General features: G+C 69.7%; 28 protein-coding genes. 12 read left to right on the forward strand and 16 right to left on the reverse strand.

What is annotated here, in order from left to right; all coding sequences use genetic code 11:
* The first annotated feature begins 66 nt into the window (after window positions 1-66).
* Both ACFM35_RS06560 and ACFM35_RS06565 read left to right on the forward strand, forming a co-directional pair.
* A complete protein-coding gene (locus ACFM35_RS06560; RefSeq protein ID WP_378839924.1) occupies window positions 67-918 on the forward strand; it encodes a Sir2 family NAD-dependent protein deacetylase in 852 nt (283 codons plus the stop codon).
* A 25-nt stretch (window positions 919-943) separates the two neighbouring features.
* The gene (locus ACFM35_RS06565) at window positions 944-1540 is read left to right on the forward strand and encodes a histidine phosphatase family protein (RefSeq protein ID WP_378839927.1); all 597 of its coding nucleotides are present in this window, start codon (window positions 944-946) and stop codon (window positions 1538-1540) included.
* Window positions 1541-1554: 14 nt separating this feature from the next.
* Here ACFM35_RS06565 and ACFM35_RS06570 read toward each other — a convergent pair whose 3' ends face one another.
* From ACFM35_RS06570 to ACFM35_RS06590, 5 genes are all read right to left on the reverse strand, one after another.
* On the reverse strand, window positions 1555-2373 hold the full coding sequence (locus ACFM35_RS06570) for an HpcH/HpaI aldolase/citrate lyase family protein (RefSeq protein WP_378839929.1): 819 nt from the start codon (window positions 2371-2373) through the stop codon (window positions 1555-1557).
* Entirely contained in the window at window positions 2370-2936 is a 567-nt protein-coding gene (locus ACFM35_RS06575; protein WP_378839931.1) for a MaoC family dehydratase, read from the reverse strand. Before ACFM35_RS06575 ends, ACFM35_RS06570 begins: the two co-directional genes overlap by 4 nt.
* A gap of 10 nt (window positions 2937-2946) precedes the next feature.
* Complete coding sequence (locus tag ACFM35_RS06580) at window positions 2947-4101, reverse strand: acyl-CoA dehydrogenase family protein (protein WP_378839934.1); 1155 nt, start codon at window positions 4099-4101, stop codon at window positions 2947-2949.
* 76 nt (window positions 4102-4177) lie between these two features.
* Entirely contained in the window at window positions 4178-6217 is a 2040-nt protein-coding gene (locus ACFM35_RS06585; RefSeq protein ID WP_378839936.1) for an acetyl/propionyl/methylcrotonyl-CoA carboxylase subunit alpha, read from the reverse strand.
* A complete protein-coding gene (locus ACFM35_RS06590; RefSeq protein WP_378839939.1) occupies window positions 6214-7818 on the reverse strand; it encodes a carboxyl transferase domain-containing protein in 1605 nt (534 codons plus the stop codon). Before ACFM35_RS06590 ends, ACFM35_RS06585 begins: the two co-directional genes overlap by 4 nt.
* 106 nt (window positions 7819-7924) lie before the next feature.
* On the opposite strand from ACFM35_RS06590, the gene ACFM35_RS06595 reads away from it, so the two are divergent.
* Window positions 7925-8533 (forward strand): SACE_7040 family transcriptional regulator, encoded by a 609-nt coding sequence (locus ACFM35_RS06595; RefSeq protein WP_378839941.1) that lies wholly within the window; start codon window positions 7925-7927, stop codon window positions 8531-8533.
* A 210-nt stretch (window positions 8534-8743) separates the two neighbouring features.
* On the opposite strand, the gene ACFM35_RS06600 is transcribed toward ACFM35_RS06595, so the two are convergent.
* The 5 genes from ACFM35_RS06600 to pdhA form a co-directional block, all read right to left on the reverse strand.
* Complete coding sequence (locus ACFM35_RS06600; protein WP_378839943.1) at window positions 8744-9031, reverse strand: hypothetical protein; 288 nt, start codon at window positions 9029-9031, stop codon at window positions 8744-8746.
* Window positions 9032-9304: 273 nt separating this feature from the next.
* Complete coding sequence (locus tag ACFM35_RS06605; RefSeq protein WP_378839945.1) at window positions 9305-10852, reverse strand: DEAD/DEAH box helicase; 1548 nt, start codon at window positions 10850-10852, stop codon at window positions 9305-9307.
* 293 nt (window positions 10853-11145) lie between these two features.
* The gene (locus ACFM35_RS06610) at window positions 11146-12519 is read right to left on the reverse strand and encodes a dihydrolipoamide acetyltransferase family protein (protein WP_378839949.1); all 1374 of its coding nucleotides are present in this window, start codon (window positions 12517-12519) and stop codon (window positions 11146-11148) included.
* The gene (locus ACFM35_RS06615; protein WP_378840666.1) at window positions 12516-13511 is read right to left on the reverse strand and encodes an alpha-ketoacid dehydrogenase subunit beta; all 996 of its coding nucleotides are present in this window, start codon (window positions 13509-13511) and stop codon (window positions 12516-12518) included. The genes ACFM35_RS06610 and ACFM35_RS06615 overlap by 4 nt, the downstream gene beginning before the upstream one ends.
* A gap of 47 nt (window positions 13512-13558) precedes the next feature.
* Window positions 13559-14716: a pyruvate dehydrogenase (acetyl-transferring) E1 component subunit alpha gene (gene pdhA, locus ACFM35_RS06620; RefSeq protein WP_378839951.1), complete on the reverse strand. Its 1158-nt coding sequence runs from the start codon at window positions 14714-14716 to the stop codon at window positions 13559-13561.
* 164 nt (window positions 14717-14880) lie between these two features.
* Here pdhA and ACFM35_RS06625 point away from each other — a divergent pair, with 164 nt between their 5' ends.
* Window positions 14881-15354 (forward strand): Lrp/AsnC family transcriptional regulator, encoded by a 474-nt coding sequence (locus ACFM35_RS06625; RefSeq protein WP_378839953.1) that lies wholly within the window; start codon window positions 14881-14883, stop codon window positions 15352-15354.
* On the opposite strand, the gene ACFM35_RS06630 is transcribed toward ACFM35_RS06625, so the two are convergent.
* Entirely contained in the window at window positions 15326-16318 is a 993-nt protein-coding gene (locus ACFM35_RS06630) for an EamA family transporter (RefSeq protein WP_378839956.1), read from the reverse strand. The genes ACFM35_RS06625 and ACFM35_RS06630 overlap by 29 nt on opposite strands.
* A gap of 73 nt (window positions 16319-16391) precedes the next feature.
* Here ACFM35_RS06630 and ACFM35_RS06635 point away from each other — a divergent pair, with 73 nt between their 5' ends.
* Window positions 16392-16952: a CGNR zinc finger domain-containing protein gene (locus tag ACFM35_RS06635; protein WP_378840669.1), complete on the forward strand. Its 561-nt coding sequence runs from the start codon at window positions 16392-16394 to the stop codon at window positions 16950-16952.
* On the opposite strand, the gene ACFM35_RS06640 is transcribed toward ACFM35_RS06635, so the two are convergent.
* Entirely contained in the window at window positions 16912-17811 is a 900-nt protein-coding gene (locus ACFM35_RS06640) for an alpha/beta fold hydrolase (RefSeq protein WP_378839959.1), read from the reverse strand. The two genes, ACFM35_RS06635 and ACFM35_RS06640, sit on opposite strands and share 41 nt — an antisense overlap.
* 69 nt (window positions 17812-17880) lie before the next feature.
* On the opposite strand from ACFM35_RS06640, the gene ACFM35_RS06645 reads away from it, so the two are divergent.
* On the forward strand, window positions 17881-18681 hold the full coding sequence (locus ACFM35_RS06645; RefSeq protein WP_378839961.1) for an exonuclease domain-containing protein: 801 nt from the start codon (window positions 17881-17883) through the stop codon (window positions 18679-18681).
* 85 nt (window positions 18682-18766) lie between these two features.
* On the opposite strand, the gene ACFM35_RS06650 is transcribed toward ACFM35_RS06645, so the two are convergent.
* The 3 genes from ACFM35_RS06650 to glgA all read right to left on the reverse strand — a co-directional run bounded on the left by ACFM35_RS06650 (window position 18767) and on the right by glgA (window position 21128).
* Window positions 18767-19024 (reverse strand): type B 50S ribosomal protein L31, encoded by a 258-nt coding sequence (locus ACFM35_RS06650; protein WP_378839964.1) that lies wholly within the window; start codon window positions 19022-19024, stop codon window positions 18767-18769.
* 114 nt (window positions 19025-19138) lie between these two features.
* Window positions 19139-19924 carry an ABC transporter ATP-binding protein gene (locus ACFM35_RS06655; RefSeq protein WP_378839966.1) on the reverse strand — a complete coding sequence of 262 codons (786 nt, stop codon included), beginning with the start codon at window positions 19922-19924 and terminating at the stop codon, window positions 19139-19141.
* Between the two features lie 10 nt (window positions 19925-19934).
* A complete protein-coding gene (gene glgA / locus ACFM35_RS06660; RefSeq protein WP_378839969.1) occupies window positions 19935-21128 on the reverse strand; it encodes a glycogen synthase in 1194 nt (397 codons plus the stop codon).
* 77 nt (window positions 21129-21205) lie between these two features.
* Between glgA and glgC the strand changes: the two genes are divergently transcribed.
* On the forward strand, window positions 21206-22450 hold the full coding sequence (gene glgC, locus ACFM35_RS06665; RefSeq protein WP_378839971.1) for a glucose-1-phosphate adenylyltransferase: 1245 nt from the start codon (window positions 21206-21208) through the stop codon (window positions 22448-22450).
* A 49-nt stretch (window positions 22451-22499) separates the two neighbouring features.
* A complete protein-coding gene (gene serB, locus ACFM35_RS06670; protein WP_378839974.1) occupies window positions 22500-23141 on the forward strand; it encodes a phosphoserine phosphatase SerB in 642 nt (213 codons plus the stop codon).
* A gap of 15 nt (window positions 23142-23156) precedes the next feature.
* On the opposite strand, the gene fabG is transcribed toward serB, so the two are convergent.
* Window positions 23157-23867: a 3-oxoacyl-ACP reductase FabG gene (fabG, locus tag ACFM35_RS06675; RefSeq protein WP_378839976.1), complete on the reverse strand. Its 711-nt coding sequence runs from the start codon at window positions 23865-23867 to the stop codon at window positions 23157-23159.
* 132 nt (window positions 23868-23999) lie between these two features.
* Between fabG and ACFM35_RS06680 the strand changes: the two genes are divergently transcribed.
* Genes ACFM35_RS06680 through ACFM35_RS06695 form a run of 4 tightly spaced genes read left to right on the forward strand, consistent with a single transcriptional unit; the run spans window position 24000 to window position 26028 of the window.
* A complete protein-coding gene (locus ACFM35_RS06680) occupies window positions 24000-24473 on the forward strand; it encodes a DUF4190 domain-containing protein (protein WP_378839978.1) in 474 nt (157 codons plus the stop codon).
* Window positions 24474-24524: 51 nt separating this feature from the next.
* On the forward strand, window positions 24525-24905 hold the full coding sequence (locus ACFM35_RS06685) for a DUF3099 domain-containing protein (RefSeq protein ID WP_378840672.1): 381 nt from the start codon (window positions 24525-24527) through the stop codon (window positions 24903-24905).
* Window positions 24902-25129, forward strand: a complete 228-nt coding sequence (locus tag ACFM35_RS06690; protein ID WP_378839981.1) for a hypothetical protein — start codon at window positions 24902-24904, stop codon at window positions 25127-25129. The genes ACFM35_RS06685 and ACFM35_RS06690 overlap by 4 nt, the downstream gene beginning before the upstream one ends.
* On the forward strand, window positions 25126-26028 hold the full coding sequence (locus ACFM35_RS06695) for an SURF1 family cytochrome oxidase biogenesis protein (protein ID WP_378839984.1): 903 nt from the start codon (window positions 25126-25128) through the stop codon (window positions 26026-26028). Before ACFM35_RS06690 ends, ACFM35_RS06695 begins: the two co-directional genes overlap by 4 nt.
* The last annotated feature ends 29 nt before the right edge of the window (window positions 26029-26057 follow it).

Genomic DNA, 26057 nt, shown 5'->3' on the forward strand with positions numbered 1-26057 from the left:
CGGCACTCCGCGTAACCTCCGCGAAAAGCGCGGCCCGTATGCTCGAAAGTGCGAGGAGGTGAGCGCATGTCGGCACTGGTCGGATTCGACCCGCAGACGACGGCGATGGTCGGGCGCGCCATCGATGCGCTCGCCGGCCGCCGCGTGGCTATCGTCACGGGTGCCGGTGTGTCCACCGACTCGGGTATCCCGGACTACCGCGGGAAAGGTGCGCCCACCCGCACCCCGATGACAGTCGACCAGTTCTACGCGAGCGACGCCGCCCGACGGCGTTACTGGGTCGGGTCGCACCTGGGCTGGCGCGCGTTCGCGGCGGCTCAGCCCAACGCGGGGCACGAGGCGATCGCCGATCTCGAGGCCTCCGGGATCGCCACGGGAGTCATCACCCAGAACGTCGACGGGCTGCATGTGCGCGCGGGCAGCCGCAGGGTCGTCGAGCTGCACGGAACCATGCGCCGGGTGTTCTGCACGCACTGCGGTCAGGTGTTCGACCGCCGCGACCTCGCGGTCCGGGTCGAACTCGAGAACCCGTGGATCGGGGTCGACGAGGACGTCATCCTCGGGCCGGACGGAGACGTGTCACCCGAGACCGCGGACGGCTTCCGCGTGCCTGACTGCAGCGTCTGCGGAGGCATGCTCAAGCCGGACGTCGTGTTCTTCGGCGAGTTCATTCCCGCCGAGAAGTTCCGCGAGGCGGAGCAGCTGGTCCAGACCAGCGAGGCGCTCATCGTGGCCGGGTCGTCGCTGGTCGTGAACTCCGGCATCCGCTTGGTGGAGCGCGCGCGGCGACGGAAGCTCCCGGTCGTCATCCTCAACCGCGGTGCGACCCGCGCCGACGGCAAGGCCACGGTGAAGGTCGATGCGGGGACGAGCGAAGTCCTCAGCGCCCTCGCGGTGGCCCTGCCCGCCGCTCGGTGAGTGCCGGCGCGCTTAGGCTCGAAGCGTGACTCTTCTCACCCTCGTCCGGCACGGTGAAACCGACTGGAACCGGGACCGCCTGATCCAGGGGTCGACGGACATCCCCCTGAACGACACCGGCCGGCAGCAGGCACGGGATGCCGCGGCGGCGCTCCGTGAGGATCTCCCGCGTCATCTGCCCGTCGTGGTCGTTTCGAGCGACCTGTCGCGCGCACGGGAGACGGCCGAGATCATCGCGACAGAGCTGGGGACGGCGGCTCCCCGTCCGTATGCCGACCTGCGCGAGCGCGCCTACGGAGAAGCGGAAGGACTCGACGTCGACGAGTTCCGTCGGCGCTGGGGCGACTGGAACAGCGCCGATGTGCCCGGCGCGGAGACCCGTCTGCAGCTGCGCGATCGTGCACTGCGGGGGCTGCGTCGTGTCGTGCATGACACGCGCGCGGCGACCGGCGCGGGCGGGGCGACGCTGATCGCCGTGGCCCACGGAGCCCTCATCCGCGAAGTGCTCCTCCATGCGAGTGCGGGAGAGTTCCCACCCCCGGGCGTGCGTCTGGCCAACGGCTCCGCCCACCCGATCCTGTTCGAGCGAGACCGTCTGCGCCTGGCGTCCCCCGTCGCCTGAGTCGCGCTCCGCTCTCAGGCGGACTGATCCGCGCGCCCGAGGAGCGCGCGGGCGTGCCGCAGCACCGGCTCGTCCACCATCCGTCCCTGGTAGGTGAACACACCCCGCTCCGTCTCCGCCGTGCCCAGCACGCTGCGCGCCCAGACGATGAGTTCCTCGTCGGGCCGGTAGGCGGCCCGGATGACGGGCACTTGGCTCGGGTGGATGCACGCGGTGGCCGAGAAACCGGATGCCGCGGCATCCGTGGCCTCGATCCGCAGCCGTTTCACGTCGGCGATGTCGAGGTGCACGGCGTCGATCGCCGCCTTGCCTCGCGATCCGGCGGCCAGGAGTACCCGCGACCGGGCGACGCGCGCGACGTCCCGGTAACGTCCGTTCGGCTTCCGGCTCGAGGAGCCCCCGAGGCTGGCGACGAGGTCTTCGGCACCCCACATGAGCGCCACCACCTGCTCGTGGGCGGCCAGCTTGTCGGCGGCGGCGACCCCGCGCGCGGTCTCGCAGAGCGCGACGATCGAGTAGCGGCCGTCGATGGCGGAGAGTTGCTTCGCGCTCTCGGCCTTGGCGACCATGACCCTGCGGTAGTCGGTCTGTGAGAGCGTGGCGATATCGGCCACGAATGCGTCGGTGCCGGGGGGGTTCACACGGACGATCACGCGCTCGGGGTCGAGTTCGGACTCGATCAGCGCTCCGCGCGCCGCGACCTTGGCACCGGGTGCGACGGCGTCCTCCAGGTCGAGGATCACGGCGTCGGAGCGCTCGACGGCCTTCGCGAAGCGCTCGGGGCGGTCGGCGGGACAGAACAGCAGCGCGGGCCCGAGCGCGAAGGCGGTCACGGGGCGTCCACGGGGGCGGGAGACGCCTGACCGGCGGTGGCGTTGCGGCACGCGGCATCCGTTCGCCACATGAGCGCGGCCCGCGTCGCCGTGGCCACCACGGTGTCGTCCTGGTTGCGTCCGGTGTGGCGCAGCGTCACGACGGCCTGACCCGGACGCGACGAGGAGTCGCGCACCGCGACGATCTCGGTGTCGACGTAGAGGGTGTCGCCCGCGAAGAGCGGCGCGGGGAAGGCGATGTCGCTCAGTCCCACCTGCGCCACGAGCGTGCCCTGCGTCAGTTGCGAGACGGATGCCCCGACCATCGTGGCGAGCGTCCACATCGAGTTCATCAGCCTCTGCCCGAACGGCTGGGTCGCCGCGTAGGCGGCGTCGAGATGCAGCGCCTGCGTGTTCATGGTCAGCGAGGAGAACAGCACGTTGTCGGCCTCGGTCGCGGTGCGACCGGGGCGATGCAGATAGCGGGCGCCGACCTGCATCTCATCGGCGAACAGGCCCCGCTGCACGACCCCGTGCGGGGACGCGAGCGGGTCGGCGGAAACGGCGGAGTCTTCGGATGCCATGGCGATCACGCTACCCGTCGAGCCCGAGCGACCGCGCGATCACCAGGAGCTGCACCTCGGTGGTGCCCTCGCCGATCTCGAGGATCTTCGAGTCGCGGTAGTGGCGCGCGACCGGGTACTCGTTCATGAAGCCGTTGCCCCCGAAGATCTGGGTCGCATCGCGGGCGTTGTCCATCGCCGCGTCGCTGGCCGTCAGCTTGGCGATCGCGGCCTCGGTCTTGAACGGCTTGCCGGCGTCGCGCAGACGGGCCGCGTAGTGCCACGCGAGGCGCGCGTTGTGCACGCGCAGCTGCATGCGGGCGATCATGAACTGGATGCTCTGCCGGGTCGACAGCGTTTCGCCGAAGACGGTGCGCTTCTTGGCGTAGTCGACGGCCGCCTCCAGGCACCCCTCGGCCGCACCCGTCGACAGCGCGGCGATCGCAATGCGCCCCTCGTCGAGGATGTGGAGGAAGTTGGCGAACCCTCGGCCGCGCTCGCCCAGCAGATTCGTCGCCGGCACGCGGGCGTCGACGAACGTCAGCGGGTGGGTGTCGGAAGCGTGCCACCCGACCTTGTCGTACCCCGGTCCCACGGTGAAGCCCTCGGTTCCGCTGGGCACGATGATGGTCGAGATCTCCTTGCGGCCGTCACGCTCGCCGGTCACGGCCGTGACCGTCACGAATCTGGTGATCGCCGTTCCCGAGTTCGTGATGAACTGCTTCGACCCGTTCACCACCCACTCCTCCCCCTCGGCCCGCGCCGTGGTGCGCGTCGCACCCGCATCCGAACCCGCCTCCGGCTCGGTGAGCCCGAAGCCCGCCAGCGCCCGTCCTGCCAGCAGATCGGGCAGCAGCTCCTGCTTCTGCGCGTCGGTGCCGAACCGGAACACGGGCATCGCCCCCAGGCTGACGCCGGCCTCGAGCGTGATCGCGAGGGACTGGTCGACGCGGCCGAGCGCTTCGATCGCCACGCAGAGCGCGAAGTAGTCCCCGCCCTGGCCGCCGTACTCCTCGGGGAAGGGCAGCCCGAAAAGCCCCATCTCCCCCATCTGGGCGACCACGTCCAGCGGCAGGGTGTGCGTGCGGTCCGCCTCGTACGCCTGGGGAGCCACGACCTCCTCGGCGAACTCGCGCACCATGTCGGCGAGCTGCTGCTCGTCATCGGTCAGATCGTCGTACTTCATGGTGTCCTCCAGGATCGGGAGCGGGGGCGGATGCCTCGTGGGCGTGTGCGGCGGTGGGTCGGGGCCAGGCGGCGTGTCATGGCGCGGTCACCCGTGCGAGGACCTGGTCGCGGCGCACCTGTTCGCCGATCGCCACCCGCAGAGACACGATGCCGTCGTGCGGCGCGACCAGCGGCTGCTCCATCTTCATCGCCTCGATGGTCACGACCCGCTCGCCCGTCCGCACGCGGGCGCCGTCCGCGACGTGCACGGCGACCACGGCCCCGGGCATCGGCGCCCTGAGGTCGGGTGAGGCCGAGGCATCCGCTCGTTCGCGGGTGGCGAGCCGGTGCAGCATCGCCTCGCGTCGCGTGATCGGGCGCAGCGTTGCCGTGACTCCGTCGGCATGCACCCACAGCAGGCCGTCTGCGTCTCGGGCGAGACGGATGCCCTGCTCCGCCGCCGCATCGGATCGGGCCGGTTCGTCTGTGCCGTCTCGATCCTGCCGTCCGTTCCGAGGTCGGAAAGGCACGGATGAATGGACGATGCCGCCGTCCGACGTGAGGAACCACGCCGTCGTGGCGACGGCCGACGCGCCGAGTCGCCACCCCGTCGCGGTGCGCCAGAGAACGGATGCCGCCCGTTCCCGACTCGAGGACGGCGAGCCGACCTGCTCGGCGCGCGTCTCGAACCGCGCCGCCGCCGCGAGCGCTCCCACCGACGGCGCCGGGTCGACGAACGGCGGCAGGCGATCGATCAGTCCCGTGTCGAGGTCTCCGGCCCGCACGGCCGGATCCGACAGCAGCTCGCGCAGGAAGCCGATGTTGGATTCGACACCGAGCAGGACCGTGTCGGCGAGACCCCTCTCGAGCAGGGCGAGCGCCTCGGCGCGGTCGGTCCCGTGCGCGACGACCTTCGCGATCATCGGATCGTAGTCGGCGGTGACGACCGATCCGGTCTGCACCGCGGCATCCGCCCGCAGTCCTGCGCCCGGCTCCCAGCACAGGACGCCGCCCGTCGCCGGCAGGAAACCGCGCGACGGGCTCTCGGCGTACACCCGCGCCTCGATGGCGTGGCCGTTCCACGGGACGTCCTGCTGGGCGATGGTGAGCGGTTGACCCGCGGCCACACGGACCTGCTGCTCGACGAGGTCGACACCGGTCACCATCTCTGTGACCGGATGCTCGACCTGCAGGCGCGTGTTCATCTCGATGAAGAAGAAGTCGTCGGGGCGATCGCCGGCCACGAGGAACTCCACGGTGCCCGCGCCCCGGTAGTCGACGGATGCCGCAGCCGCACGGGCAGCGGCTCCGAGGCGTTCGCGGGTCTCCGCATCCACCACCGGCGACGGCGCCTCCTCGACGACCTTCTGGTGCCGGCGCTGAAGCGTGCACTCCCGCTCGCCGAGATGGATGACGGCGCCGTGCGTGTCGGCCAGCACCTGCACCTCGATGTGGCGGGGGCGCTCGATCAGCCTCTCGAGCAGCAGTGTGTCATCGCCGAACGCCGCGGCGGCGACGCGGCGTGCGGCGGCGAGGGCTTCCGGGAGCTCGGCGGGTTCACGGACGACCTGCATACCCTTCCCCCCGCCGCCGGCCGACGGCTTGACGAGCAGGGGGAAGCCCGTGCGCGCCGCGGCGGCGGCGATCTCCCGGTCCGACATGCCGACGGCGCTGAAACCGGGCACCGTCGGCACCCCGTGCCGCTCGACGTGCTCCTTCGCACGGATCTTGTCGCCCATCACATCGAGGGCCTGAACCGTGGGGCCGATGAACACGATGCCCGCCTCTTCGCAGGCCGCCGCGAACGCGGTGTTCTCCGACAGGAACCCGTAGCCCGGGTGCACGGCCTGAGCGCCGGTCTGCGCGGCCGCCGCGAGGACGGCGTCGATCGAGAGGTAGGACTGCAGCGCGGCCGCGGGCCCGATGCGCACGGCGACGTCCGCTTCGAGCACGTGGGGGGCGGCGGCGTCGGCGTCGCTGTAGACGGCGACCGAGCGGATGCCCAGGCGACGGAGCGTGCGGATGACCCGGCGTGCGATCTCGCCGCGGTTGGCGACGAGCACGGTGTCGAACAACGCAGTCGGACACACATCGTATCGCGTCGCGCGGTCGGTGATCGGTGGCATCGCCGTCATATCCGGAAGAGGCCGAAGCGGGGTTCGGGAAGCGGCGTGCGGGAGACGATGTCGAGGGCCAGCCCGATGACCGACCGGGTGTCGGCGGGATCGATCACGCCGTCGTCCCATAGCCGCGCGGTCGCGTAGTAGGGACTGCCCTGCTCGTCGTAGCGCTCGCGGATCGGCGCCTCGAAGGCCGCCTGCTCCTGTGCGGACCACTCCTCGCCGCGCCCTTCGAGCTGGTCGCGCTTGACGGTGGAGAGGACGGATGCCGCCTGCGGCCCGCCCATCACCGAGATGCGGCTCGCCGGCCAGGTCCACAGGAACCGCGGAGAATATGCCCGTCCGCACATCGAGTAGTTCCCGGCGCCGAACGAACCTCCGATGACGACCGTCAGCTTGGGCACGCGCGTGGTGGCCACGGCGGTGACCATCTTCGCGCCGTCCTTCGCGATCCCGCCGGCCTCGGCATCGCGTCCCACCATGAATCCCGAGATGTTCTGCAGGAAGAGCAGCGGGATGCCGCGCTGGTCCGCCAGTTCGATGAAGTGGGCGCCCTTCTGCGCGGACTCGCCGAACAGCACGCCGTTGTTCGCGATGATGCCGACCGGGTGGCCGTGGATGCGGGCGAACCCCGTCACGAGGGTGTCTCCGTATTCGCGCTTGAACTCGTGGAGGTCGCTGCCGTCGACCAGACGCGCGATGACGGCTCGCACGTCGTAGGGCTGGTTCACGTCGACGGGCACGACGCCGTACAGCTCGTCGACAGCGGACAGCGGCTCGACCGCGGGAACCACCTCCCAGGCGGGGACGGGAGGAAGCGGCAGGGTCGCGACGATGTCGCGCACGATCTCGAGCGCGTGCTCGTCGTCCTCGGCGAGATGGTCGACGACGCCGGATCGGCGCGCGTGCAGCTCGCCGCCGCCCAGTTCCTCGGCGGTCACGTTCTCGCCGATGGCGGCCTTCACGAGCGGCGGCCCGCCGAGGAAGATCGTGCCCTGCCCGCGGACGATGACCGTCTCGTCGCTCATGGCCGGCACATACGCACCGCCCGCAGTGCACGAGCCCAGCACCGCGGCGATCTGCGGAATGCCCGCCGCCGACATGCGCGCCTGGTTGAAGAAGATCCGTCCGAAGTGGTCGCGATCGGGGAACACCTCATCCTGCATGGGCAGATAGGCGCCCCCGGAATCGACGAGCGCGATGCACGGCAGCCGGTTCTCGAGCGCGATCTCCTGCGCGCGCAGGTGCTTCTTGACCGTCATCGGAAAATAGGTCCCGCCCTTCACCGTCGCGTCGTTGCAGATCACCATCACCGGGCGACCGTGAACGAGCCCGATGCCCGCGATGACCCCCGCTGCCGGCGCGCTGTCCTCGTACAGCCCCGTGGCGGCGAGCGGCGCCACCTCGAGGAACGGGCTGCCCTCATCCAGCAGACGGGTGACACGGTCGCGCGGCAGCAGTTTTCCTCGCTCCGTGTGCCGGCGACGCGATGACTCGGGACCACCGACGGATGCCGCGGCGAGCCGAGACCGCAGGTCCTCCGCGAGTGCCGCCTGGGCATCACGGGTGCGCTCGAACAACTGTCGATCGATCACAGGAAGGTCGATCACCGCCATGCGCGTCTCCTTCGACGTCACGATCCGGTCACGCGGGTTGTCCGCCCGGGCTGTCTTTGGTTAGTGTTCACTAACCGAGATCTGATGTTAGCGAGGATTAACTGAAATGGCAAGTGACGGCTCGGTGACGACGACCACCCGCGATCGCGCGAAGGCTGATCGCCAGAGCGCCCTCCTCCGTGAGGCGGCGCGGCTTTTCGCCGCGCGGGGTTTCGCCGCGGTCAGCCTCGAGGATCTCGGCGCGGCGGTCGGGGTGAGCGGCCCGGCCGTCTACCGACATTTCGCCAACAAGCAGGCCCTCCTGGGCGCCATTCTGATCGGCGTCAGCGAGCGACTGCGCGACGGCGGCGCCCAGGTGCTGGCGGGGCCTCACGACCGGGAGCGCCAGCTCGAGGATCTGGTGAGCTTCCACGTCGAGTTCGCCCTCGGCTCGGCCGACGTCATCCGGGTGCAGGACCGCGACCTCTCGAGCCTCGCCGACGCCGACCGACACCGGGTGCGCCGGCTGCAGAGGGAGTACGTCGACATGTGGATCACCGTGCTGCACGCACGGCATCCCGAACGCTCGGAGGGCGATCTCCGGGTGCGGGCGCACGCGTGCTTCGGGCTGATCAACTCCACGCCGCACAGCATGCGCGACGGACGCCGTTCCCCGTCGGATGCCGCGGTCCGCGGCATCCTCGAGTCGATGGCTGTGGCCGCCCTGAGCGCGTGACGTCCCCGCTGGGCGTCCGTGTCGCCTCTGGGCTGCCGGCCGAGCCTGTCCCCCGCTGAGGTACCGCACGGTGGTTGGCGTCCCGAAGTTCTGCGGACAGTGACGAAACGCCGCCTCCTGTGGCCAGGAGACGGCGTCTCGCGCGGTGCTGCAGAACTACGGGACGGCGATGCGCCACAGGAGCCCGCGCATCGGTGGACTCTGCCCGGCTCAAGGTCGAGGAAGGTCGTCCGGCTCTCTGTGGCCGGTGTCGGTCGACGGGCTTGCGGGGTCCGCGGGGTCCGCCACACCCGGGAGGTCGTCCGTCGCGCCCGTCGCGGCTTGCTCGCGACGGAATACGACCATCCCCGCGCCGAACACGGCCGCGCCCACCGCGACGGTGAGGATGTTCAGCCACGCGCCGGCGTCACGGAAGAAGAGGATCGGCGAAATGAAGATGAACGTGGCCCCGACGAAGTACCACACGGCGGTTGAGGATGGGGGTGCTCCGGTCGTCATGGTGCGGCCTCCTCGCGTGCTCATGGATACGTCGTCGTGCACTCCACGCTAGGACAGGTATCGCGGGCGCACCTCCCCCGCGCGGTGGAGGTCAACGTGAGGGTCGGGCGTGTTCCCGCGACCGGGTGCGCACGCCGGTTGGCGTCCCGAAGTTCTGCGGACAGTGACGAAACGCCGCCTCCTGTGGCCAGGAGACGGCGTGTCGCGCGGTGCTGCAGAACTACGGGACGGCGATGCGCGCCTCAGATCAGTCCCACACCTCTTCGGACCGGATCAGCCCTGCGCGCGGCGGTTCGGACGATTCGCGCGCACGGTGTCGCCGACGCGCATACCCCCGGAACGCTGCCCGCCCGAGCCTGCCGGGCGACCCTGGCCCGACCCAGCCGGGCGACCCTGACCCGACCCGCCGGAGCGGCCCTGGCCGGCTCCACCGGCACGACCCGAGCCCGCATCGCTGCGGGCCTGACCGCGGCCGCCCTCAGAGCGGCCCTGGCCGGAACCACGGGTGCCCTCGGTGCGCTGCGTGCGCTTGCGCTGGGCGTTGGCACCCTGCGAGCGCCCGCCGCCCTGCGACTGCTGCACCGCCGCACGCGGCTGCGGCTTCACGTACTCGGCCTCGGGACCGACGAGATCGGTGACCGCGGCGGAGTCGTGCTTCACCGAGATGGGCCGAGCCGAGATGGCCGCCTTGCGCAGCAGCGCCTCGGTGTCCTTGCGCTGCGCGGGGAGCATGACCGTCACGACGTCACCGGCGCTGCCGGCACGGGCCGTGCGACCGGAGCGGTGCAGATATGCCTTGTGCTCGGTGGGCGGGTCGACGTGCACCACGAGCTCGACGTCGTCGACGTGAACGCCGCGCGCCGCGACATCCGTCGCCACGAGGACGCGCACCGAACCGTCGCCGAACGCGGCGAGGTTGCGGTCGCGCTGGGGCTGCGACAGGTTTCCGTGCAGGTCGACCGCGGGGATGCCCTGGTCGGTGAGCTGCTTCGCGAGCTTCTTGGCGTGGTGCTTGGTTCGCATGAACAGGATGCGGCGACCGCGCCCGCGTGCGAGCGCCGTGACGAGGTCCTTCTTGGTGTCGGCGTCCGGGGTCTCGAAGACGTGGTGGGTCATGGCGGCGACGGGCGAGTTCGCCTCGTCGACGGAGTGCAGCACCTCGTTCTGCAGGAAGCGGCGGACGAGCTTGTCCACACCGTTGTCCAGCGTCGCGGAGAACAGCAGACGCTGGCCACCGTTCGGCGTCTTGTCGAGGATGCGCGTGACGACCGGCAGGAAGCCGAGGTCGGCCATGTGGTCGGCCTCGTCGAGCACGGTGATCTCGATGGCGTCGAGCGTGAGGTGACGCTGCTGCAGGAGGTCCTCCAGCCGACCCGGGCAGGCCACGACGATGTCGACGCCGGCATTCAGCGCGTCGACCTGACGCTTCTGGTTCACGCCGCCGTAGATCGTGGTGGTCTTCAGGCCGTAGGCGGCCGCGAGGGGCGCGAGCACGGCGTCGATCTGCGTGGCGAGCTCGCGGGTCGGGGCGAGCACGAGCGCGAGGGGGCGACCGGCGCGGCGGCTTCCGCCGGCCAGCTTGCCGCCGAGGCGGGCGACCATCGGGATGGAGAAGGCGAGCGTCTTGCCCGAGCCGGTCTTGCCGCGTCCGAGGACATCGCGTCCACCGAGCGTGTCGGGGAGCGTGTCGACCTGGATGGGGAAGGGCTCGTTGATGCCCTGCTCGGAGAGCACGCGCACGATCGGCGCGGGCACGCCGAGAGCGGCGAAAGTGGGGGTGTCGGTGATCACAGTGTCAGTGGTCACGGTGGTGGTGGTCACAGTGGTGCCTTTCAGGCAGGCTGCACCGACCGCACGAAACGGTGGTGGCCCGGCACAACGATGGCGGTGTGCCGGCAGAGGGCGAAGGCGTCGGGTGACGCATCCGTTCGCCGTGAGAAGTGTTCTGCATGCGCGGGGCCGAGGCCTGCCGCGGGAACGAAGAGGGGCGTTCTGACGACGCAGGGAGACCGAAACGATCTCGCCAGTGTTCCTACTCTAGCGGACCGCGCTGAACGCACGCTGACCACCGGCGTGGGCGGCGCGTCCCGCCGACGTGCGCTGCAGGTGCGACCTCAGCGCAGCAGCATGGCGCGCCCCGGCTCGCGGAGGACGTCGCCGACTTCCACGAGGAACCGCGCACCCTGCTCCCCGTCCACCAGTCTGTGGTCGAACGAGAGCGAGAGCGTCATGACGTCCCGGAGCGCGATCTCGCCGCGATGCTCCCACGGTCGGCGCCGCACCGCGCCGAGCGCGAGGATGCCGGCCTCGCCCGGATTCAGGATCGGCGTGCCGGCGTCGATCCCGAACACGCCCACGTTCGTGAGGGAGAACGTCCCTCCGCGGAGGCGCTCGGGCGGCGTCTTGCCCGTGCGCGCGGTCGTGGTGAGCTCGGCGATCGCATCGGCGAGGTCGACCAGTGTCAACGCGTCGGCGTCGGGGATGTTCGGGACGATGAGTCCGCGATCGGTCGCCGCCGCCATGCCGAGATTGACGTAGTGATGCTCGACGATCTCGCCGGCCGTCTCGTCCCAGCGCGAGTTCAGTCCGGGATGCCGGGCCAGCGCCAGGCACACCGCTTTCGCCGCGACAGCCGTGACGCCGATCCGGTGTCCGTCGAGCGCGCGGTCGGCCTTGAGCGACGCGATGAGCGCCGTGGTCTCCGTGATGTCGACGTCGAGGAACGTCGTGACGTGCGGAGCGGTGAAGGCGCTCTGCACCATCGCCGCCGCCGTGTGCTTGCGCACGCCTCGGATCGGCACCCGGGTGACGCGCGCAGCCGCCCCCGTGTCGGCAGGCGTTTCGGCTGGCGTCTCGGCTGGCGTTTCGGCTGGCTGTCCGCGCATGGCGAAGGCCTCGACATCCGCGCGGGTGATCAACCCGGTGGGACCGGATGCCGCCACCTGCGCGAGGTCGATGCCGAGGTCTCTCGCCCGTCGGCGCACCGGCGGCGTCGACCGTGGGCGGCTCCGGGCGGTGTCGCGGGCGTCCACGGTGTCGATGATCGCGTCGTGCGGAGCCGCGTCGCGGACGGCGAGGTCACCGCGAGTCGAGGGATGAGCGGATGCCGCGACCCGCGCCCGTCGCTGCGGCCGAGCCGTCCCGCGGGGTGCGGCGCCGTACCCGACGAGATTCGGCACGGCTTTTTCGGCGGCGTCGTGGTCGGCGGCAGCATCCGCCCGTCCGGTTCGGGGTGACGGCACCGTCTCGCCCGCCGTCTCGAACGTGACGAACACCGATCCGACCGGCACGACGTCGCCGGCGGTGGCGTGAAGCGTTTGGATGATGCCCGCGTGGGGTGAGGGCAGCTCGACGATCGCCTTCGCCGTCTCGACCTCGGCGATCGTCTGGTTCAGTGTCACCGTGTCGCCCTCGGCGACCAGCCACTGCACGAGCTCGGCTTCGGGCAGGCCCTCACCGAGATCCGGCAGACGGAAGTCCTCGGTCATGACCACACCCCCGACATGCTGTTCGGGCGGTCCATCACGCGATCGACCGCGTCGAGGATCCGGTCGAGATCGGGCAGATGGTGGCGCTCGAGCTTGGCGGGCGGATACGGGATGTCGTGCCCGGTGACCCGCACCGGCGCGGATTCGAGGAACGAGAAGCACCGCTCGGTGACGCCGGCGATCAGCTCGGCCGCGACCCCGGCTTCGCGGGCCGCCTCGTGGGTGACCACGACGCGCCCGGTCTTGCGGACGGACGCCTCGATCGTGCGGTAGTCCACCGGCGAAAGGGATCTCAGGTCGATGACCTCGATCGACACGCCGTCGTCCTCTGCGGCCGTGGCGGCGTCCATCGCCGTGGTGACCTGCGCGCCGTACGTCAGCAGTGTGACGTCCGAGCCGCTCCGCGCGACGCGCGCGACGCCCATCGGCGCGACGTCGGCCAGGTTGCCCTGCAGGTCGACGGGACCTTTTGCGTGGTACAGCCGTTTCGGTTCGAAGAACACCACCGGGTCGTCGCAGGCGATCGCCTGGCGGAGCATCGTGTAGGCGTCCTGAGGGTTCGAGACGGCGACGACGCGCAGGCCGGACGTGTGCACGAAGTACGCCTCGGGCGACTCGGAGTGGTGCTCGGCGGCGCCCACGCCGCCCGCCCAGGGAATGCGGATGGTGAGGGGCATCGTGACGGCACCGCGGGTGCGGTAGTGGAGTTTCGCCACCTGGCTCACGATCTGGTTGAACGCCGGATAGACGAAGCCGTCGAACTGGATCTCGACGACCGGCCGGTATCCCCGGTACGCCAGGCCGACGGCCGTCCCCATGATGCCGGACTCCGCGAGGGGGGTGTCGATGACCCGCAGGGCACCGAATTCGTCGAGCAGTCCGTCGGTCACGCGGAACACGCCGCCCAATGCGCCGATGTCCTCGCCCATGAGCAGGACGTGGGGATCATCGGCCATCGCCTGACGCAAACCGTGCGTGATGGCCTTCGCCATCGTCAGCTGGGTGCTCCCGGCGCGGACATCGGCTCCGATCGCGGCGGTCATCGCGCGGCCTCCGTTCCCCCGTCGGCGAAGCCGTCGAGATAGGTGGCGAAATGGGCGCGCTGCTCGTCCAGACCGGCGTGCGGCTCGGCGTACACGTCGTCGAGGACCTCGAGGGGGCCTCGCGAGACCGATCCGAGGCAGGCCGCGCGGACGGCGGACGCGAGACGGTCCGCCTCGGCCGCGACACCCTCCGTGAAGTCCCCGTCGAACGCATCGCGCGCGCGGAGCAGATTCTCCATCCGCGTGATCGGGTCGCGCCGCAGCCAACGCTCGACGTCGGCGTCATTGCGATAGCGCGTCGGGTCGTCCGAGGTCGTGTGCGGCCCCATGCGGTAGGTCACCGCCTCGATGAACGACGGCCCCTCCCCGCGACGCGCGCGGTCGAGGGCCCAGCGCATGGCCGCGAGCGACGCGAGCGCATCGTTGCCGTCGATCCGGATGCTGGGAATGCCGAACCCCGGCGCCCGGCCGGCGATCGGGAAGGCCGACTGCACCGTGACCGGCTCCGAGATCGCCCACTGGTTGTTGCTGCAGACGAACACCACGGGAGCCTGGAACGAGGAGGCGAACACCATCGCCTCGTTCACGTCGCCCTGACTCGTCGCACCGTCGCCGAAATAGGTGACGGCCACCTGATCGGCACGCACGCCCGGCCGGAGCGCGGCGTCGCGCTGGATACCCATCGCGTAGCCCACCGCGTGGAGCGTCTGCGCTCCGATGATGATCTGGGGAGTGGCCGTGTGCAGGGAGTACGGATCGAAGCTCGAGTGGGCCTCGCCGCGCCAGCTGAGCACAAAAGCCTCCGGCGCCGCACCACGGACGTGGAGCACGCCGTGCTCGCGATAACTGGGGAAGACGAAGTCATCGAAACGCAGGGCATGCGCGGTCCCGACCTGAACCGCCTCCTGTCCGCGGCAGGGTGCCCACAGGCCGAGCTGTCCCTGTCTCTGCAGGGCGACGCCTTCGGCATCGATGCGTCTCACCAGCACCATGTCGCGGTACAGACGCTGGAGCAACGGAACGTCCACATCGGCGATCCACGGGTCGAGCCTCGCGTCCGAGAGGCGCTCACCGTCTTCGTCGATCACCCGGGCGACATCGTCGACGTCTGTCGCGGTGCGGGGCGTGGGGGTCAGGGTGTGCGCCATCGTCATCCCTCCGGTGCGATCGCGCCCTCGTGAGGCCGATCGACGTCAGATGCCGGCGTCGTCGCCGGCACCCTGAGGCTACGACTACGTCGCACCTAGCTCAAGCATCCGGCTCCTGCTTGAGCATGTTGCGCAATCGTGTCCCGTGAGTCCTGCTATTGTTTCGCACTATGGGAAATCTCGACCACGTCGATCTGGAGCTTCTGAGTGCGCTGGCCGGCGATCCCCGCGCGACCGTCGTCGCACTCGCCGAGAAGCTCGGCCTCTCGCGGAACACCGTGCAGGCGCGGATGGCGAGACTCGAGCGGGCGAACGTCTTCCTCTCCTACGAGCGCGCGATCTCCTCGCACGCGCTCGGGTTTCCGATCGAGGCGTTCCTGAACGTGATGGTGCGTCAGGCGGACCTGCCTCGCATCACGGTCGAGCTCGCGAAGATCCCGGAGGTCGTCCAGGCCCACGGATTGAGCGGGCAGGTCGACCTGCTGGTGCGCGTCGCGTGCCGCGACACGCAGCATCTGTTCGACACGGATGCGCGCATCCTCGCGATCGAGGGCGTCGAACGCACCGAGACGTCGCTCGTGATGGGCGAGGTCATCGGCTACCGCGTGGCGCCCCTCATGGAGCTGGCACGACAGGAACCATAGCGGCCTGACCGCGCGGTTCACCCGCCGACGAGGCATCCATCCGCACCAGGACGACGCCGACGAGGATCAGCGCGCCGCCGACGAACTGGACGGGCGCCGGGGTCTCGCCGAGGAACAGCCAGGCGAAGCCCAGGGCGAACAGCACCTCCGACAAGCCGACGAACGACGCCAGGCGCGAGCCGATCCGCGGCACCGCCATCACGCCGAACGCGTACCCGACCGACGTCGCGACGGCCGCGACCCACAGCAGCGGAACGAACCACGGCACGCTGACACCGGCCAGCTCGACGCTGACCGCAGGCGCGGTCAGCGGCAGGACGCCGATGAGACCCAGTACGCCCACCAGCGCGGCTCCCGTGAACAGGCCTCCGGATGCCAGCGCCAGGGGCGGCAGGTCATCTCCGGCACGCTCCGAGATCAGGAAGTAGGCGCCGACGCAGATGGCGGCGCCGAGCGCGAAGAGGGTACCCAGCAGATCGAAGGCGGCTCCCGCGATGTCCACGACGAGGATCAGCCCGCCGATGGCGACGATCGAGCCGACGACGACGAGCCGCGAGGGCGCCCGGCGCGTCCGCGCCCAGGCGAAGAGCACCAGCAGCACGGGCGCCAGATACTGGATCAGCAGTGCCACGGCCACCGGCATCCGCTGCATCGCGGAGAAGTAGAAGATCTGACACCCGGCGACACCCGTGAGTCCGAAGCCGACGATGATCCGCCAGTGCCTGCGGAGGAAGGATCGCTCTGCACGCAGCGCGGAGACCAGAGCGGGGGCGAGCACGAGGCCCGCCACGGCCATGCGCACGAGCAGGGCCGCTCCGACGGACCAGCCCGCCTCCAGCAGCGGCTTCATGAACGGCCCGCTCGACGAGAAGGCGAGGGCGGAGCCGACGGCCATCATCAGGCCGGTGGAGCTCATGCGGGCAGCCGTGCTCGACGGGTGCGGGGCGGTGAGGGAGGAGGTCATGCGCAATCCCACTGTCAGGAGTCAAATGCGTTTACACTAGTGACAGTACCGTCCCGGAATGTCAGGAGTCAAGATGGTTTTCATCCATGACACACAAGTCGCGCTGAACGCAGCCGTCGACCTGGTCAACTCCCTGCCCGAGACCGACAGCGAGGGGACCGATCGACTGTGCACCGCAGCCGATCTCGACGAGTACCTGCGCACGCACGACTACACCGGCGACATCCGGCGCGATGCCCGAGAACTCCGCGAACTGCGGGACATCCGACCTCGCCTGCATGAACTGTGGCGCACCGACCGCGCGGGCGCCGTGCCGCTCGTGAACGCCATGCTGCGCGACGGCCAGGCACTCCCCCAGCTGGTGATCCACGACGACTACGACTGGCATATCCACGCGACGTCGGATGCTGCGCCCCTGGCCACCCGCATCCTCGTCGAGGCCGCCATGGCGTTCACCGACGTGATCCGCTCGGACGCGTACGACAGGGTGCGGGTGTGCGCGGCGGACGATTGCGGATCGGTCTACGTGGACTACTCGCGCAACGGCTCGAAGCGCTACTGCGACACGGGCAATTGCGGAAACCGCATGAACGTCAACGCGTACCGTCGCCGGAAGGCGCAAGAAAGCGCCTGATCGCGTCGGCGGCCTGCTCGGGCGTCTCGTAGTGGATGAGGTGTCCCACGTCGGCGATCTCCACGAGCTCAGCGTCGGGGAACTGCTTCGCCAGGCGACGCTCGGCCTCGATCGGCGTGATGTCGTCCCTGTCGGCGGCGATCAGCAGCGTGGGCGGGGCGATGCGGGCGGCGAACTCGCTGACGTCGTGCGACACCGATGCGACGAAGGCATCATGCAGGACGTCGCGATCGGCGAAGCGCGAGAAGTAGGTGTCGTGCTGGTCGTGGATGAATCGACGCAGATCGGGGTCCTTGGTCTTCGCCATCGACGCGCTCATGATGCGCACGACCAGCTTGTTCCGAAGGACCGCCTCCCCTGCACGTGCGGGGAGCTTGGCACCGGCCCAGTAGTAGAAGACCGCCAGGCGGGTCAGGATGCCACGGGGCCCCTGCAACGCCGGCGCTCCGATGGGGTTCACCAGGATCACGCGAGGTGTCCTCAGGCCGCCCGCCACGGCGGATGCCACGACGATCGACCCGAAGGAGTGACCGAGGATGACCGCGCCGGGCGCCACCGCACGCACGAAGGCATCCAGCCAGGCCACGTAGTCCTCGAGCGTGTGCGCGCGGCCGACGAGCGCCTCGGTCTCACCGAAGCCGGGGAGGTCCGGGGAGATGATCCGGTAGCCGTCCAGATAGGCCACCACAGGTTCCAGTCCATGGTGCTCCCCCCGGAAGCCGTGAACGGCCACCACGGTGGTCTCCGCGTCCGCAGGACCGTAGACCCAGTACGCGGTCGTGCCGCCGAGGACGCCCACCTCGTGCCGCTCGACCGGTATCGAGGCGAGTCGCGCGGCGTAGGGGTGGGGTGCGGGCATCCTCCGAGTCTACGATCGAGCCCGCTCGGCGAACGAGCGACGGGGCGGCCGCGGTGTGGCTCTCGGCCGATGTCGGACGGGGCGCATACCGTGAACGGCATGATTCCCTCGCCGGAGCGACCGTCGCTGGCACCGCCCCTGTTCGAGATGACCGATTTCGAAGAGACCCGCACCGTCCTTCCCGATTGGGTTCAGCTGGTCGGGGTGTTCGATCTCGAGACGACCGGCATCGATGTGACGACGGACCGCATCGTCACCGCGCACGTGGGGCTCCTGGACGCCTCTGGCGGGGTCGTGCGTTCTTCCGACTGGCTGGCCGACCCGGGGATCGACATCCCGGCGGGTGCACACGCAGTGCACGGCATATCGACGCAGCACGCGCGCGCTCACGGCCGCCCGGCGCGTGACGTGGCCGAAGAGGTCGTCGACGCGCTGCGTGCGCTCCTGGACGCCGGCATCCCCGTCGTCGCGTACAACGCGCCGTACGACTTCTCGCTCCTCAAGTACGAGGCGATCCGCCATGGCGTCGAGCCGATCCATGATCCCTCACCGGTCATCGACCCGCTGGTCGTCGATAAGACCTACGACAGATACCGTCGCGGAAAGCGGACGCTGGAGGCGGTCGCCGCCCATTACGCCGTGCAGCTGGTCGGTGCGCACGACGCCGCCGCCGACGCGATCGCGGCCGGCAGGGTGGCGCAAGCTCTGGCAGAGCGCTTCGCCACGCGGCTGCCGCCGACACTCGCCGAACTGCACACGCAGCAGATCGCGTGGGCGCGCGCTCAGGCCGAGAGCTTGACGGAGTACTTCATCCAGGTCGGTCGCCTCGACCCCAAAGACCGCCTCGACGGCAGCTGGCCGATCCGCTGACCAGCGGCAGGCCGGGCGACGTCACGCGTGGCGAACGAAGAAGGCCCCCGGCCGGAACCGGGGACCTTCGATCGTGCGGACCGAGTTACTTGCTCGAGCCGCCGAAATTCTTGAAGCGCTGGTTGAACTTCTCGACGCGACCGGCCGAGTCCATGATGCGCTGCTTGCCCGTGTAGAACGGGTGCGATGCCGACGAGATCTCGACGTCGATGACGGGATACTCGACACCGTCGAGCTCGATCTTCTTGTCGCTCGACACCGTCGAGCGGGTGAGGAAGGTCTCGCCCGAGCCGAGGTCGCGGAAGACGACGTTCTGGTAGACGGGGTGGATGTCAGTCTGCATGCGGGATCCTCGTGAGTGGCGGACGGTTCGTCGACGGTCAGAACCGGGAAAGTCGCGGTGCCGGGGCACCGAGGGACGATTCTAACAGCCTTCGGGCCTGATGGGGAATCGAGGTCAGCGAGCGGCCCGCGCCGCGTAGCGTCCGTCGTGCTCTGTCAGCACGATGGCCTGGGCGAACGCGTCGCTCAGAGCGTCCGAGGTCAAGGCGTCGGCCAACGGTCCCGAGGCGACCGGCGCGCCGTCGCGCAGCAGAAGGACGTGGGTGAAGCCCACGGGGATCTCTTCCACGTGGTGCGTCACCATGATCATGGCGGGCGTGGTCGGCGACTGCGCGTATCCGCCGAGCAACGTCAGAAGCTCCTCGCGCGCACCGAGGTCGAGGCTCGCCGTCGGCTCGTCGAGGAGGAGGAGCTCCGGGTCGGTCATGATGGCCCGCGCGATCTGCACGCGCTTCTGCTCGCCGTCCGAGAGCGTGCCGAACGTGCGGTCCGCCAGGTGATCGAGCTTCCACTCGGCGAGGACGCGGAGAGCGCGTCGCTCGTCGATGTCGTCGTAGGTCTCGTTCCAGCGCCCGACGACCGAGAAGGCCGCGGTCAGCACCACGTCGACGACGGTCTCCTCCTCGGGCACCCGTCGGGCCATGGCCGAGGACGCGAATCCGATGCGCGGACGCAGCTCGAACACGTCGGTCCGCCCCAGCTGCTCGCCCAGGATGGTGACGGTTCCCGACGTCGGGTGCAGGAGGGTGTCCGCCAACTGCAGCAGCGTCGTCTTGCCCGCTCCGTTGGGGCCGAGGATGACCCAGCGCTCGTCGTCGCCCACAGACCAGTCGAGGTGATCGATGATGTTCCGGGCGTTCCGACGGACGACGACGTCGGAGAATTCGAGCACCTGCTGCATGTCGTCCAGCCTATCGGCCGAGCCCGGCGACCTCCGCGTAGAGCGCGGCCGTCGTGTCGGCGATCGCGGCCCAGCTGAAGTCCTCCGCGGCGCGCCGGCGACCGGCCTCCCCGTAGGTGCGAGCCCGTTCGGGGTCGGAGACGACCTCGGCGATGACGCGGGCCAGGTCCGCGACATAGGCGTCGGGATCGATGGGTGTTCCCGTCCCGTCCTGCACCTGCTCGATCGGCACGAGGCGGCCCGTGACGCCGTCCACGACGACCTCGGGGATCCCGCCGGTGGCCGTTCCCACGACCGCGGCACCGCACGCCATGGCCTCGAGGTTGACGATGCCGAGCGGCTCGTAGATGGACGGGCAGACGAATGTCGTCGCGGCCGTGAGCACCGCGCACAGCTGGTCGCGCTGGAGGAACGTCTCGATCCAGATCACGCCCTCGCGGGCGGCTTGGAGTCCGCGCACCAGCTCCTGCACCTCGGCCATGATCTGCGGGGTGTCGGGCGCCCCGGCGCACAGCACGATCTGCACCTCCGGAGGAAGCATCTCGGCGGCGCGCAGGAAGTACGGCAGTCCCTTCTGGCGCGTGATGCGGCCGACGAAGACCACCGACGGTCGCTGCGGGTCGATGCCCAGCTCGTCGAGCAGTTCGGGGTCCTCCACGGGCCGCCACGTCTCGACGTCGATGCCGTTGTAGATCACGCGCACCTTGCCGGGGTCCAGCGCCGGATAGCTGCGCAGGATGTCGCCCCTCATCCCCTCGCTCACGGCGACGATCGCCGCCGCGCCTTCGTAGGCGGTCTTCTCAATGTAGCTCGACACCGCGTAGCCCCCGCCGAGCTGCTCGGCCTTCCACGGCCGCAGCGGCTCCAGGCTGTGCGCCGTCACGATGTGCGGGATGCCGTGCAGCAGCGACGACAGGTGCCCGGCGAAGTTGGCGTACCAGGTGTGGCTGTGCACCACGTCTGCCCCGGCGACATCCGTCACGATCTCGAGATCGGTGCCGAGCGTCTGGATCGCACCGTTGGCGTCGTCCAGTTCCGACGGCACGGAGTAGGCCGTCGTGTCGGGTTCGTCACGGGGAGCGCCGAACGCCCTGACCTGCACCTCCATGGTCGGACGCAGCGCTTTGACCAGCTCGGTGACGTGGACTCCCGCCCCGCCATAGATCTCGGGTGGGTACTCCTTGGTCACGATGTCGACGCGCATGGGACGAACGCTAGTACACACGAAACGCAGGGGAAAGGCGGTGACGACGAGTCAGCAGTGGCCCTATGGTTGGTGCCATGCCTACGACGCCGAAGGTCTTCGGAATCATCCTCGCCGGTGGCGAGGGCAAACGACTCATGCCCCTCACCGCCGACAGAGCGAAGCCCGCGGTGCCCTTCGGTGGGCAGTACCGGCTGATCGACTTCGCGATCTCCAACCTCATCAATTCGGGCCTGCGCCAGCTCGTCGTCCTGACGCAGTACAAGTCGCACAGCCTCGACCGGCACATCTCGCAGACCTGGCGCATGTCGCCTCTGCTGGATTCCTATGTGACCTCGGTTCCCGCGCAGCAGCGACTGGGAAAGCGATGGTTCTCGGGATCCGCGGACGCCATCCTGCAGAGCCTGAACCTCATCAACGACGAGAAGCCCGACATCGTCATCGTGATCGGCGCCGACCACGTCTACCGCATGGACTTCCGGCAGATGCTCGACGCCCACATCGCCTCCGGTGCGCGGGCGACCGTGGCCGGCATCCGCCAGCCGATCGAGCTGGCCAACCAGTTCGGGGTGATCGACGTCGATGAGAAGGACCCGACCAAGATCAACGAGTTCCTGGAGAAGCCCCAGAACCCGACGGGTCTCGCCGATTCGCCGCACGAGGTGCTGGCGTCGATGGGCAACTACATCTTCAATACGGACGCCTTGATCGAGGCGGTCGAGGCGGACGGCGAACTGCCGACCTCGAATCACGACATGGGCGGCGACATCATCCCGTACTTCGTCGGTCGCGGCGAGGCCGGCGTCTACGACATGAAGCGCAACGACGTCCCGGGGTCGACCGACCGCGACCGCGACTACTGGCGCGACGTGGGGACGATCGACTCGTTCTTCGACGCCCACATGGACCTCATCTCGACGCTGCCGATCTTCAACCTGTACAACATGGACTGGCCGATCCACTCGCAGACGGTCAACTCGCCGCCGGCGAAGTTCGTGCGTGACTCGGTGGGTCGCATCGGCAACGCGATCGACTCGATCGTCTCGCTCGGGTCCGTGCTGTCGGGCACTCATCTGGAGCGCAGCGTCATCGGACCGTGGGCGCTCGCCGGCGGCGGGTCCACCATCACCGACTCCGTGATCTTCGAGAATGTCCGCGTCGGCTCGGGCGCCCGGATCCACCGCGCGATCCTCGACAAGAACGTGGTCCTCGCGGACGGCGCGACCGTCGGAGTGGACCGCGACCACGATCTGTCGCGGGGATTCACCATCACCGACTCGGGCCTCACGATCGTCGGGAAGAACGTCCGCGTCGACCAGTGAGATCTTCCGCGGGTCGGTGACGACTCGTGCCGTTCGTTACGGTGAGAGCGTGTCGGACTCCTTCTCGCGCTTCCTGGTCGTGCTCGATGCGGACTCCACGCTCATCCGCAACGAGGTCATCGAGCTGATCGCCGATGAAGCGGGCCGGGGTGTCGAGGTGGCGGCCGCGACCGAAGCCGCGATGCGCGGCGAGGTGGACTTCGCCGAGAGCCTGCGCACCCGGGTGCGTGCGCTCGAGGGGGTCGCGGTGTCGGCATTCGGGCGGGTGCTGTCGAGGATCGAACCGACGCCCGGCGTGCACGAACTCATCGCCGCGGTGCACGGTCGTGGCGGGCGCGTCGGCGTCGTGTCGGGGGGGTTTCACGAGATCCTCGACACCGTCGCCCCCGACCTGGGCGTCGATGTCTGGCGGGCGAACCGGCTGGCGGTCGAGCGCGGGGTGCTTGCGGGGACCGTGGACGGGCAGATCGTGGATGCCGAGGCCAAAGCCCGTTGGCTGCGCACCTGGGCCGCCGAGGCCGACGTCCCGCTCACGCGGACGATCGCCATCGGCGACGGCGCCAACGACCTCAGGATGATGGCGGCCGCCGGCCTCGGCCTGGCCTTCAATGCCAAGCCGGCCGTGCGCGCTCAGGCCGATCTGGTCGTCGGCCCCCTCGACCTCCGAGAGGTCATACCCCTGCTGCCCTGAACGGCGTGCGGCGCGTCAGTGACCCATACCCAGGCCGCCGTCGACCGGAATGACGGCCCCCGAGATGTAGGCCGCGGCGTCCGAAGCCAGCCACGTGACGACACCCGCGACCTCGTCCGTGGTGGCGAATCTGCCGGCGGGGATGTTCTTCTTGTATTCGGCCCGCGTCTGCTCGGGCAGCTCAGCCGTCATGTCCGTTTCGATGAAGCCGGGCGCGACCACGTTCGCGGTGATGCCGCGCGCTCCGAGTTCGCGGGTCAGCGAGCGGGCGAAGCCGACGAGCCCGCTCTTGGACGCCGCGTAGTTGACCTGACCCGCGGACCCGTAGAGCCCGACGACGCTGGAGATCAGGATGACCCGGCCCCAGCGTGCGCGCAGCATCCCCTTGGATGCGCGCTTGACCACCCGGAAGGCACCGCCGAGGTTCGTCGCGATGACGCTGTCGAAATCGTCCTCGGTCATACGCAGCAGGAGCGTGTCCTTCGTCACACCGGCATTGGCGACGACGATCTCGATGGGTCCGAGTGCCTGCTCGACCTGGCTGAACGCGGCATCGACGGCCGCAGCATCCGTCACATCGGCCCGCACGGTGAGCGTGCCCTCCGGACCTTCGCCCGATCGTGCGGTGACAGCCACCCGATAGCCCTCCGCCACGAAGCGTTCGGCGATCGCACGACCGATGCCGCGGTTTCCACCGGTGATGAGGACGACACGACCGTCTGACATGGGCACTCCTTGTTCGGGGACCCGTTCAGAGTAGTCGGACCCGCCCCCGGTCCACGGCGTCGAGCGACGCTCGGATTGACCTGTCCGGCGCTCGCTGACACGCTGGACGGAAGCTCTGACGAAAGGCGTCCCGTGTCCGACACGAATTCCGACCACACCGGCCCCGAAGTTCCGCGGCCGGCCACGCCACCCGCGTACGACGCTCCGGCGGCTCCGCCGTATGCGACGCCCGAGTACGGCGGCGCATCCGGCTACTCGCCGGCTCCGGGATACGCCACCGCTCCCCCGGCGTACGGTGCTGCCGGCTACCCCGCCCCACCCGCCTACGGCGGCTACCCCGCCCCGGCCAAGACGAACAGTCTCGCGATCGTGTCGCTCGTCTCGGCGATCGCCGGCATGGTTTTCATCCCGTTCATCGGATCCATCGTCGCGGTGATCACCGGCCACATCTCCCTGAAGCAGTTGCGCACGTCGGGCGAACAGGGCAAGGGACTCGGTACGGCCGGGCTCATCGTCGGCTACGTGGGCCTCGCGCTGTCGATCCTCGGGGTCATCCTGTTCTTCCTTTTCATCGGCGTCGTGGCCAGCCAGTCCAGGGGCTATTGAGGCGCTCGATCCGGCGCCCACCCCCTCCACGCGGCGTATTCTTGACGCGTGATGAAGGCGTCGGCACACCCCCAGTCCGCGACCTCGCTCCCGCGGGCTCCGAAGGACGATGCGTCGTCACGATCGACGCGCTATCTCCTGATGATGGGCATCCGCGTCCTGTGCTTCGTGCTGATCCTGGTGCTGCAGCCCTTCGGCTGGTACACCTGGGTTCTGGCGGCCGCTGCGGTGTTCCTGCCCTACTTCGCGATGGTCGTCGCCAACGTCGGTTCGGACGTGCACGACACCCCGGTGCTCGAGAACCCCGAGCGTCAGCTGGAGGCCGCACCGACCACGCGAACCCCGGCGCCCGCGACACCCGCTCCCCTGATCATCCAGCTGCACGAGTCCACCCCGCGACCCCCGACGGACGCGCCGGACACGGTGCGATGACCGCAGCGGTCGACGCCCCCGACTGCTCGAGAGCCGGATGCCGCGTGCCGGCGCGCTGGCGGGTGGAATGGCGCAACCCCCGCATCCACGCGGCGGATCGTCGCAAGACATGGGTGGCGTGCGATGACCACGTCGCGTACCTGCGAGAATTCCTCGCCGCCCGCGAGTTCCCCGTCGAGGTGGCACTGCTCCACTCCGGCGCGGGCGTGGACGGCGCCGCATGAGACGCCGGACGGCCACACCGGCCATGCGCTGGACCCTGTACATCGCGATCGCGATCGTGTTCGCCATCGCGTGCGCGTTCCTGTCCCAGTGGCAGTTCTCGCGCAACTCCTGGCGCAGCGAGCAGTTGACGCTGATCGCGCAGAACTACGACGCGGATCCGGTCGCCGTCTCCGACGTCCTCACCGACGACGGCGCGCTGGTGCCGGGCACGGAGTGGCAGCCGGTGCTTCTGCGAGGGCAGTACCTGTCCGAGCAGCAGCTTCTCGTGCGCAATCGGCCCCATGGCGGAACGGCGGCCTACGAAGTGCTCGTCCCGTTCGCGACCGACGACGGACGCGTTCTGATGATCGACCGCGGGTGGGTCCCGCCCGGTGACCAGCACGCCGACCCCGACACCGTGCCTGCGGCTCCCGCCGGCGAGGTCGAGGTCATCGCCCGGGTGCGACCCGGCGAGGACCTTCCGCGGTCGGGCAGGACGACGGCGCCCGATGGCCAGGTCCCCACGATCAATCTCCCGGTGATCGCCGGGCTGCTCGATCCCGTCCTCCCCGCGCCTGTCGAGCAGGGCGCCTACGGGATCATGGTGTCCGAGGACCCCGCGGCCGCAGTGACGCCCACCCCGCTGGAATCGCCGTCCGATGATCCCGGACCCTACCTGTCGTACGCCGTCCAGTGGATCCTGTTCGCCGTGATGGGCTTCATCTTCATCTGGTACGTCATCCGCAGTGAGCGACGACACCGGCGCGAAGAGGCGGAGGAGCAGATTCTCGCCGCGCAGGCGCGCGCCGAAGGCCGCGAGCCGGAGCCTCCGGCATCCGTCACCCGCGAGCAGGATCGCGCCCGTCGCAGAGACCGCGACGCGGCGGATGAGGACGCCCTCGCCGACAGCCACCGCTGACCGGCGCGGGCTTCGCGATCGGTCGCGGT

It is taken from the genome of Microbacterium songi (assembly GCF_042747925.1).
Lineage (GTDB): Bacteria > Actinomycetota > Actinomycetes > Actinomycetales > Microbacteriaceae > Microbacterium.

What these genes read in the sequence shown, in the direction of transcription:
- ACFM35_RS06560 (WP_378839924.1), top strand. Translation starts at nt 67, where the DNA reads ATGTCGGCACTGGTCGGATTCGACCCGCAGACGACGGCGATGGTCGGG.
- ACFM35_RS06575 (WP_378839931.1), bottom strand. Translation starts at nt 2,936, where the DNA reads ATGGCATCCGAAGACTCCGCCGTTTCCGCCGACCCGCTCGCGTCCCCG.
- ACFM35_RS06580 (WP_378839934.1), bottom strand. Translation starts at nt 4,101, where the DNA reads ATGAAGTACGACGATCTGACCGATGACGAGCAGCAGCTCGCCGACATG.
- ACFM35_RS06585 (WP_378839936.1), bottom strand. Translation starts at nt 6,217, where the DNA reads ATGACGGCGATGCCACCGATCACCGACCGCGCGACGCGATACGATGTG.
- ACFM35_RS06590 (WP_378839939.1), bottom strand. Translation starts at nt 7,818, where the DNA reads ATGGCGGTGATCGACCTTCCTGTGATCGATCGACAGTTGTTCGAGCGC.
- ACFM35_RS06595 (WP_378839941.1), top strand. Translation starts at nt 7,925, where the DNA reads ATGGCAAGTGACGGCTCGGTGACGACGACCACCCGCGATCGCGCGAAG.
- ACFM35_RS06600 (WP_378839943.1), bottom strand. Translation starts at nt 9,031, where the DNA reads ATGACGACCGGAGCACCCCCATCCTCAACCGCCGTGTGGTACTTCGTC.
- ACFM35_RS06610 (WP_378839949.1), bottom strand. Translation starts at nt 12,519, where the DNA reads ATGACCGAGGACTTCCGTCTGCCGGATCTCGGTGAGGGCCTGCCCGAA.
- ACFM35_RS06615 (WP_378840666.1), bottom strand. Translation starts at nt 13,511, where the DNA reads ATGGCGAAGGCCATCACGCACGGTTTGCGTCAGGCGATGGCCGATGAT.
- pdhA (WP_378839951.1), bottom strand. Translation starts at nt 14,716, where the DNA reads ATGACGATGGCGCACACCCTGACCCCCACGCCCCGCACCGCGACAGAC.
- ACFM35_RS06625 (WP_378839953.1), top strand. Translation starts at nt 14,881, where the DNA reads ATGGGAAATCTCGACCACGTCGATCTGGAGCTTCTGAGTGCGCTGGCC.
- ACFM35_RS06630 (WP_378839956.1), bottom strand. Translation starts at nt 16,318, where the DNA reads ATGACCTCCTCCCTCACCGCCCCGCACCCGTCGAGCACGGCTGCCCGC.
- ACFM35_RS06635 (WP_378840669.1), top strand. Translation starts at nt 16,392, where the DNA reads ATGGTTTTCATCCATGACACACAAGTCGCGCTGAACGCAGCCGTCGAC.
- ACFM35_RS06640 (WP_378839959.1), bottom strand. Translation starts at nt 17,811, where the DNA reads ATGCCCGCACCCCACCCCTACGCCGCGCGACTCGCCTCGATACCGGTC.
- ACFM35_RS06645 (WP_378839961.1), top strand. Translation starts at nt 17,881, where the DNA reads ATGTCGGACGGGGCGCATACCGTGAACGGCATGATTCCCTCGCCGGAG.
- ACFM35_RS06650 (WP_378839964.1), bottom strand. Translation starts at nt 19,024, where the DNA reads ATGCAGACTGACATCCACCCCGTCTACCAGAACGTCGTCTTCCGCGAC.
- ACFM35_RS06655 (WP_378839966.1), bottom strand. Translation starts at nt 19,924, where the DNA reads ATGCAGCAGGTGCTCGAATTCTCCGACGTCGTCGTCCGTCGGAACGCC.
- glgA (WP_378839969.1), bottom strand. Translation starts at nt 21,128, where the DNA reads ATGCGCGTCGACATCGTGACCAAGGAGTACCCACCCGAGATCTATGGC.
- glgC (WP_378839971.1), top strand. Translation starts at nt 21,206, where the DNA reads ATGCCTACGACGCCGAAGGTCTTCGGAATCATCCTCGCCGGTGGCGAG.
- fabG (WP_378839976.1), bottom strand. Translation starts at nt 23,867, where the DNA reads ATGTCAGACGGTCGTGTCGTCCTCATCACCGGTGGAAACCGCGGCATC.
- ACFM35_RS06685 (WP_378840672.1), top strand. Translation starts at nt 24,525, where the DNA reads ATGAAGGCGTCGGCACACCCCCAGTCCGCGACCTCGCTCCCGCGGGCT.
- ACFM35_RS06690 (WP_378839981.1), top strand. Translation starts at nt 24,902, where the DNA reads ATGACCGCAGCGGTCGACGCCCCCGACTGCTCGAGAGCCGGATGCCGC.
- ACFM35_RS06695 (WP_378839984.1), top strand. Translation starts at nt 25,126, where the DNA reads ATGAGACGCCGGACGGCCACACCGGCCATGCGCTGGACCCTGTACATC.